Consider the following 8,272-nt stretch of genomic DNA (forward strand, 5'->3'; position numbering starts at 1 on the left):
GTCCCCCTTGCCCTCATAAACTTAGCGGGGCGTTTCCTCAAATGGCCAGTCGAGTGATGGGTTATCAATAAAACGATACCGCACCGGATGGGCCTGCTGAAGCAGAACCAGATAAAGACGTGGCTCAAGGTCGGCCTGAGACAGGCCCAATCGCTCCAGGAGGGTGTTAATTTCAGCTTCGGCGGCAGGAATATTGGCTTTATTAGCGCATAAAATTTCAATTTCAACAAAATGGCCTAAATATTCAACTTTGTTTAGCTCAATATGCGCCCGGCCCACCTGGTAAACTTGCGATTTTTTCCGCTTGACCACAAATGGCTCAAAGCCAAAATGGTTGGCAAACCTAAAAAAGGCATGCGGCTTATCTACCGCAAATTCCACTTCCTCATTGGCTTCAGCGCCATCCGCTGCCACCGGTTGCTTAAAAGTGACGACCGCGTTCTTTCCTTCGCGGCGCAAACGGTAACGTTTGGGGGGCACCGGGTTGGTATCGCCACATCGTCTAAAGTACACATCCTCTTTGAAAAACTCGCCCACAAATTCACCCAACGCTGCCGCCCGTTTTTTGATCACCTCCGGCTGATGCACACGAGCTTTCAGTTCAACTTCAAACATTATAAATTATGGGAAGAAATTTGGCCGATCTCCCTTTTTTACCTCCGGCTTGAGATTAACAATACAGGTAGTATAGAGAAACCGGCCAGAGCTGTCAATCATACCTTATGCCGGCTATTGGCTCATCTTCCGAACAAACACCCTATGACCATCTTCCTCTTGCGGCTTGATGATGGTCAACTTATTCTGAATACATCCATTTACGTTTGCCAAAGTGAACGCGGTCAAGTAAACTTATGAGGCAAGAGCGCATTAAAGGGTAAATGATAAAAATTTAAGAAAAGCATGACGTTTTGAAAAAGAATGATGTAAAAAAAGCACAATGATCACAGATTTGCCCTTCGTCAACCAAAAAACCCAAGTTTTTTCAACCATCAGCACCAAACTGCACGTTCCTGTGGCCCCGCCGTCGTTGGTGCAGCGGCCTCGTTTAATGCAGCAGTTGAACCAAAGCATTCAGTACAAATTGGTACTGGTGTCTGCGCCGGCCGGGTTTGGCAAAACCACCCTGCTCAGCGATTGGAGCCAGCGCAGTGAATGGCCCGTGGCCTGGGTTTCGTTGGATGCGGCAGACAACGACCCCATTCACTTTTGGTCTTATGTAATTACCGCTCTGGATAAATTGGACGCCGACCTTGAACACATTCTTGATTTGCTGCGTGCCGCCCATACCGACATCACTTATCATCTTACCGGCTTGATCAATGCCCTGGCCGCTATTTCCGATGACTTTGTGCTGGTGTTGGATGATTATCATTGTATTGAAAACAACGATATTCATACGGCGCTCACCTTTCTGCTGGATTATTTGCCGCCGCAGATGCACCTTATTCTGGCCGGCCGGGTTGCCCCTCCGCTGCCTCTGGCCCGCTGGCGAGCGCGGAGCCAATTGATGGAGTTGGGCAGCGATGACCTGCGCTTTTCTCAGGAAGAAACTCAAACCTTGCTCCGGCAAACCATCAACGTCAATCTGTCCGCCGAAGAGATTGCCATGTTCCAACAACGCACCGAAGGTTGGGTGGCGGGTTTACACCTGGCGGCGCTCACCGCCGGAGGTTCGGCAAATATTACGGCCAGCTTTCTCAACAGCTTCCGCGGCGATCATCGTTACATTGTTGACTACCTGGCCACCGAAGTTTTACAACAACAGCCGGAACCTATCCGCAATTTTTTGTTGAGCACGGCGGTTTTGGAATACCTGCAAAGCGATCTGTGCGATGCGGTTACGGGCCGGGATGACAGCCGCTCGGTTTTAGCCGAAATTGAACGGCGAAACCTGTTCATCATTCCCTTATGCCAGCAGGAGCGAACCTATCGCTACCACCACCTGTTTGCCGATTTCCTGCGCAGCCAATTACGGCAGAAGCAGGCCGACCAGTTACCGGCCCTGCACCGCCAGGCCGCGGCCTGGTACCAAGCTGGGGGCGATATTGGCCGGGCTATTCAACATACTTTGGCTGCCGGAGATTTTACCGAAGCTGCGGATTTGGTGGAGCAGGTGGTTAAACAGCGGCTTGTATTGGGTGAATTTAATACGCTGTTGGGCTGGTTCAAGGCCTTGCCGGAAGCTGTGATTCACTCCCGGCCTAAATTGTGCCTTTTTTACGCCTGGACCCTGACCCATGCCGGTCGCTTTGATGAAGCCACTCATTATCTGGACCGGCTCGATCAGGCGGACGGCCCTGAGGTTAAGATCTTCATCGGCGGGAAAGCGGCTATTCAAGCCCGCATGGCCGTGATCCAGGGTGATCCCGACCGGATTGTTGAATGTTGTAAACTGGCCCTGGCGCACATCCCCGCAGAGTTGATTGCTCTGCGTAGTGAGATTTCGCTGGATTTGGCTTTTGCCCAGGAACAGTTGGCCGCCAATCTGGAGGAAGTGCAGGAAGCCTTTGAAGAGGCCATTGCCTGTAACCGCTCTAGCCATCATCCCCGGGCGGCAATGATGGCCAGTTATTATTTGGGTAATTTGTATCTCACCCACGGTCAATTGCAACCGGCCGCGCAAGTGTATCAACAGGCATTGCAGTGGGCGCAGCGTTACTCGCCGCCTGCTGTTTCCCTCTGTTGGGCGCATGTGGGTTTGGGGCAACTGCTGTACGAGTGGAATCGCTTGGACGAAGCGCATGAGCACTTGCAACAGGCCTTGCAATTAGCCCAGCAAAGTGGTGAAGTAAAAGTGCTTATTTACAGCCATCGGGCGCTGGCCTACCTGTATCAAGCCAGAGATGAGCTGACTCAGGCGCAAACTTCACTCCGGCAGGCCGAAGAGATTGCCCAACAAACCAACATTGTATCTTTGATTGAAGATGTAGCCGTTGACCAGATGAGGCTGTGGCTCAAAGAGGGCCAGCTTGACACGGCTGCCGGTTGGGTGCAACAATGCGGCTACAGCCTTGATCCTGAACATCCTGAGGCGCGGGAAAATGCGATTGTCATTCTCCTGGCCCTGGCCCAAGGCATATCCCAACACGTACCGCTGCCTCAGGAGATTGTTCCTTTATTGCAACAACGCTGCGCGCATGAGCAAAGCATTGAACACAACTGGCAGCTTATCCAAAATATGGGGTTGTTGGCGGTGGCTTACTCAATTAATGGCCACACAGCCAAAGCCCGGGAAACTTTTCAACAAACCCTGGCGCTGGCCCAACCCGCCGGATTTATCCGCACGCTTATTGACCAGGGAGCAGCTATCGCCACCCTGCTCCGGCAATGTGTTGAGGATAAAGCGGTTGGCGGTTATGCCGGCCAACTTCTGGCTGCCCTGGGTAAAGAAACTATCGTAACAATCACGCCGCTGCCTACAAAATTGCCGGACCAATCCCTGGTTGAACCCCTTCGCCAGCGGGAACTTGAAGTTCTCCAACTCATTTCCACGGGACGTTCAAATAAAGAAATTGCCGACGAAATGATCCTGGCGGTCAGTACGGTCAAGTGGCATCTCAAAAATATTTACGGAAAACTACAGGTCAACAATCGCACCCAGGCCCTGGCCAGGGCCAGAGAACTAAACCTGTTGTAACCCCACCCTCCCCCTCCCCTCTACCCTCCTGGTCACCCTCCTTTTGGAGGGTGATTTTCTTTTTGACCTCTGTTACAATGGCCTCAATTAAAGTTAATAATCGGTTAAACCGCAAACATCATATTGTAAAGTAACGGGGTGAAACAAATGAAATATCGTAAATTTGGCAATCTTGATTTTGAAGTTTCAGCGCTTGGATTTGGGGCCATGCGACTGCCTATTATAGACGGAAACGGCGCCGCCATTGATGAAGCGGAAGCAACTAAAATGCTTCATTACGCCATTGATCGCGGGGTAAACTATGTGGACACGGCCTATCCCTATCACGATGGAAACAGCGAACGGTTTTTAGGCCGGGCGCTCAAAAATGGGTATCGGCAAAGGGTCAAATTGGTCACCAAAATGCCCAGTTGGAAGATTGAAGGCCCCCAGGATTTTGACCAATACTTTGACGAGCAGCTTGAAAGACTCCAGACCGACTACGTTGACTTTTACTTGCTCCACTCGTTGAACAGCGACTGGTGGGCCAAATTGCGCGATTTTGGCGTTCTGGCCTGGGCGGAGAAGGCCATTGCCGCCGGGCGTATTGGCCGGCTGGGCTTTTCGTTCCATGATAGTTACGAGGTGTTTAAAGAGATTGTAGATGCTTACGATGATTGGGGTTTGTGCCAGATCCAATACAACTACATGGATGTCGAAAACCAGGCCGGCCTCAAGGGCCTCCAGTATGCGGCAGAAAAGGGGCTGGCCGTAGTGATTATGGAGCCTTTGCTGGGGGGTAAGCTGGTCAATCCCCCCCAACCGATTCAAAAGATTTGGGATACTGCGGCCAATAAACGTTCCGCCGCCGATTGGGCTTTGCAGTGGCTGTGGAGCCAACCGGAGGTAGCGGTGGTACTCAGCGGCATGAGCGCCATGTCACAAGTTGAAGAAAACCTGGCCAGCGCCGATGTGTCTGAAATTGGCGCGCTCACCAGAGAGGAATTGGCGCTCTTTGAGCAGGTCAGCCAAAAGTATAGCGAACTTTCGGCTATCCCCTGCACTCAATGCAATTACTGCATGCCCTGTCCCAACGACGTCAATATCCCCTGGAATTTTAACATATACAACAGCGGCCTGATGTATGATAAACCTGATAGCGCCCGCGGCCAATATGCCTGGCTGGCCGAATCTTACCGCCTGGGTATTTCGGATACAAATCAACAGGCCGGCGGCTGCATCCAATGCGGCGAGTGTGAGGCCAAATGCCCCCAGGGTATCCCCATCAGTGAATGGATGCAAATTGTTCACCAAGTGTTGGGTGAGGGCCAGCCCTTTGTATCCAGATTGGCCTGACTCCTAAAAAACAAGCACCCCCGGCAGGACTCGAACCTGCGACACAAGGTTTAGGAAACCTCTGCTCTATCCTCTGAGCTACGGGGGCACAAATATTACTGTTACGCAAAATGCAACTTTATAAGGCTATGGAGAAAGTTGCCTATTAAATATTTGATTTTCAGAGAAAGTTTACTATGAATTAATCTCTAAGTCAATCTGCAAACTATCAAAGTTTACAGCCTGATGCCATTTTTGTAGTAGTTGTACCTCAAACCCATGTGGGGGACATGCCGGATAATATTAGCAAAAGCTAGCAAGTTCTTGTTCAATGACCAGATCAGGATCAAGGCCGGCCCGGAAGGCATAGTTTTTGAGCACTTTGTAAACCACCGATCCGGTGAGCGGCCCCCTTTGACCAAGCGGAAAGGCGTTGGTTGATGGTAGCCGATTTGGCCCGCTCGACTGTTTGCTGGTGGCTTTTTCAACAGGAAGCGTTGTGGTGAGGCTTAGAAACATCACACTATTCCGGCGGTGGCATCAAGCATTAATAGCCCATCTGGGGGATATTTTACTAAAAACATCTATCCACATGGGCGATTGTAACAACGATCTCCTATCACCAGGGCTATCAAAAAGATAGCCCATTTTTGTTACAAAAATTACCCAGGTTGGTATGGGCAAGCCAGCCGGGAAAGTTTATACTGAAGGAGAGTACAAGCCCCCATTGGAGAAAATCATTGGCGAAAATCCGTGTTTTTGTCATTTCGGCTCACTTGATGTTCAGTCGTGGGATCGAGAGTCTACTTTATCCAGAAGCGGATATAGAGTTTGTCGGGCATGCGATAGATGTAGACGGGGCCATCGAATATATTAAAACGCTTCAGCCAGATGTAATCATCATAGATGGTGATAGTGTTGGGGCTGAGATAGAGTTTATCTTAAAGGCAAAACCGGACCTTAAAATCATCAACTTGAGTTTACAAAATAATAATCTTTACGTCTATCGAGCCAGCCAACGGGTAACCAGGAATGTTAGTGATCTGATGGAGGCAATAAAGCGGGACCTATCGTTTAAGCGTGATTGAGGGGTTTTTGTCAGAGTGAGGGTATTAACCCGGATGAGCAGGCAAAATGAAGTCAAGAATTTTGTGATTTAGGAGGCAACTTATGACGCAAGCAAATAAAGGTAGCATGGTTAAGGTTGAATATGCAGGCAAATTGGAAGATGGGAGGGTGTTCAGTGCGTCGTCGCCTGAGGAGCCAATCCAATTTAGAGTAGGTGATGGTCGAGTTATACCGGGCTTTGAACAGGCCTTGATGGGGATGGAGCCTGGGGAAACCAAAACCGTCACGATTTTGGCCCATCAAGCTTACGGGGCCTACGACCGCGACAAAGTTCACACCATCTCGCGAGACAAATTCCCCGCCGACGTGCAGGTCGGCCAACAATATCAATTTGATCAGGGACAAAATGGCCCGGAAGTCGTCACGGTCACCAAGATTGCCGAAGATAAGGTTACAGTGGATGGCAATCATCCATTGGCCGGGCGTGATTTAACTTTTGACATAAAGTTACTTGAAGTGGTGTGATCACTTTGGAACTAACTGAAATAAAACAGCGGTTACAAACCGATTTACAGAAAACAAAAGAAGAATTAGAACGCCTGACCGAGTTGCTTGAAGAGAAACAGGTCTCTGGTCTGGATGCAGGCAGCGCAGGATTTTATACCTGGGAGATGAACCTGGCTCGGAAGGAACAGGCCGTCAATCAGCTTGAGATTTTGCGTAATGCCCTGAATCGGATAGAGGCAGGTACCTATGAAGTTTGTGCCCAATGTGGGCGATGTATAAACCCTGAGCGTTTAGAAATTTTACCTACAACTACCCTTTGTTTGAATTGCGCTACAAAACAACAGGCAGAAGACCTGCCAGACTTCTGATTGGGCCACCTGGCTGGGGTAAAAAAGGATTTGGCAACAGTATCAAATAGCTCACATGGATAATACTGGTATTGGGTAATTCACCCACATGGATGATTGAATGAAGTCAACGGAGCTACAAAAAGATAGGCCTTTTTCATGGCAAAGATAACCCATGTTGGTGTAGGAAGGGTTAATCCAGGATGATATAATAAGATTGTTTTCCCTGCCCTGAGTCAAAGAAAAATTCGGTAGTCCTGCACAAGTAGTGATTACGTGGCCTGGAAAGACAAATTCTGACACTATTTATTACTACATGTGGACCCACTATCGAAAAATTCAATTTTGGCTATGGGCTTTTTCTCCAATATTCCAAGTAAGTTGGGGTGTTGTTTTTAGACAACCCCTTGGATTAAGTGTCTATTCGTAAATTAACGAATCGAGCCTTCACACTCGGTAACTTGGCGGCAAAAGAGCTGCCTCCATTGAATTTACGGATAGATTCTAAATCCAATCTTTGCGGAATGAGAGCCGGCCTATGGGTGGCCGCCTGCACCTCAAATAGCCCTCCGTGGGCGCGTTGGTTCCTCAACTTTGGCCCTCCTGAGATTTTGGAAAATTCCCATTAAAAAAGGGGGTGATATAACCAAAAAGTATCCCGAGTTCCTTTAATAAATTTCGGCATGGTACAGAAACCTGTGAAGTTAGATTAACACTTTCATAATGGTTAAATTTTTTTTCTGGCGAATTGACCCCAAAATGACTATTTTTAGGCTACAAACTGGGTCAAAATGTGTTTTCGAGGGTTTTATTTTCCAAATTTTTAGATGTGCCAGAAAAAAGTGTTAATCTAACTTGAGCCATGCCCAAATTTCGCTTGAAAACAATCGACCCGGTTGTTCCCAACCGGCACAAACCATTCAACTCAAAAATAGTTTTCAGAGGAGCAACAGATGAAAAAGCAACGAATTTCAGAGAAGCAAATGGCCCAGAAGCACCCTTACATCCCTGAGGCCTTCGACAAATTTCGGCAAGGTCGCATTTCTCGCCGTGACTTCTTGCGGATGTCCACCCTGCTCGGTCTCTCTGCCGCTACGGCCTCACTGGCGGCTTGTGGCGCTCAAACAACGTCGGCGCCAGAACAAGCCCCCGCCGAGGTCGAACAACCCGCCGCCGGTGGCATCAAGCGGGGCGGAACCTTTACCAAGGCCATGGAGTTACAACTCATTGACCATCCGGCCCGTTTTTCCTGGGTTCAGCAATCCAACGTTATCAGCCAGGTGGGTGAATACCTGACTCAAACCGGCCCGGACAACATCACCCGGCCTTATCTACTGGAGAGTTGGGAAGCCAGCGATGATGTAAAAACCTGGACCCTGAACCTGCGCCAGGGCATCAA

The 8,272-nt window shown here is 49.3% G+C and carries 8 protein-coding genes and 1 tRNA gene; 6 read left to right on the top strand and 3 right to left on the bottom strand.

Annotation, left to right across the window (positions count from 1 at the left end; all coding sequences use genetic code 11):
• Positions 1-21 precede the first annotated feature (21 nt).
• Positions 22-615 (bottom strand): class IV adenylate cyclase, encoded by a 594-nt coding sequence (gene cyaB, locus JW953_22405; protein MBN1995457.1) that lies wholly within the window; start codon positions 613-615, stop codon positions 22-24.
• Positions 616-937: 322 nt separating this feature from the next.
• On the opposite strand from cyaB, the gene JW953_22410 reads away from it, so the two are divergent.
• Complete coding sequence (locus tag JW953_22410; GenBank protein MBN1995458.1) at positions 938-3,637, top strand: tetratricopeptide repeat protein; 2,700 nt, start codon at positions 938-940, stop codon at positions 3,635-3,637.
• A gap of 147 nt (positions 3,638-3,784) precedes the next feature.
• On the top strand, positions 3,785-4,972 hold the full coding sequence (locus JW953_22415) for an aldo/keto reductase (protein ID MBN1995459.1): 1,188 nt from the start codon (positions 3,785-3,787) through the stop codon (positions 4,970-4,972).
• Positions 4,973-4,987: 15 nt separating this feature from the next.
• Here the strand turns inward: JW953_22415 and JW953_22420 are convergent.
• Positions 4,988-5,060 (bottom strand) — tRNA-Arg (locus JW953_22420).
• 194 nt (positions 5,061-5,254) lie between these two features.
• Positions 5,255-5,470 (bottom strand): hypothetical protein, encoded by a 216-nt coding sequence (locus JW953_22425; GenBank protein ID MBN1995460.1) that lies wholly within the window; start codon positions 5,468-5,470, stop codon positions 5,255-5,257.
• 221 nt (positions 5,471-5,691) lie between these two features.
• Here JW953_22425 and JW953_22430 point away from each other — a divergent pair, with 221 nt between their 5' ends.
• The 4 genes from JW953_22430 to JW953_22445 form a co-directional block, all read left to right on the top strand.
• Positions 5,692-6,039, top strand: a complete 348-nt coding sequence (locus JW953_22430) for a hypothetical protein (GenBank protein ID MBN1995461.1) — start codon at positions 5,692-5,694, stop codon at positions 6,037-6,039.
• Positions 6,040-6,121: 82 nt separating this feature from the next.
• Complete coding sequence (locus tag JW953_22435; protein ID MBN1995462.1) at positions 6,122-6,544, top strand: peptidylprolyl isomerase; 423 nt, start codon at positions 6,122-6,124, stop codon at positions 6,542-6,544.
• A gap of 5 nt (positions 6,545-6,549) precedes the next feature.
• Complete coding sequence (locus JW953_22440; GenBank protein MBN1995463.1) at positions 6,550-6,894, top strand: TraR/DksA C4-type zinc finger protein; 345 nt, start codon at positions 6,550-6,552, stop codon at positions 6,892-6,894.
• Between the two features lie 932 nt (positions 6,895-7,826).
• Positions 7,827-8,272: twin-arginine translocation signal domain-containing protein (locus JW953_22445; protein ID MBN1995464.1), on the top strand; the 446-nt coding region annotated here is incomplete at its 3' end.

It is taken from the genome of Anaerolineae bacterium, from assembly GCA_016931895.1.
Taxonomy (GTDB): Bacteria; Chloroflexota; Anaerolineae; order 4572-78; family J111; genus JAFGNV01.

Bases quoted from the DNA above. Each gene is read 5' to 3' on its own strand.
- JW953_22415 (MBN1995459.1), top strand. From the start codon at position 3,785: ATGAAATATCGTAAATTTGGCAATCTTGATTTTGAAGTTTCAGCGCTT.
- JW953_22435 (MBN1995462.1), top strand. From the start codon at position 6,122: ATGACGCAAGCAAATAAAGGTAGCATGGTTAAGGTTGAATATGCAGGC.
- JW953_22410 (MBN1995458.1), top strand. From the start codon at position 938: ATGATCACAGATTTGCCCTTCGTCAACCAAAAAACCCAAGTTTTTTCA.
- JW953_22425 (MBN1995460.1), bottom strand. From the start codon at position 5,470: ATGTTTCTAAGCCTCACCACAACGCTTCCTGTTGAAAAAGCCACCAGC.
- cyaB (MBN1995457.1), bottom strand. From the start codon at position 615: ATGTTTGAAGTTGAACTGAAAGCTCGTGTGCATCAGCCGGAGGTGATC.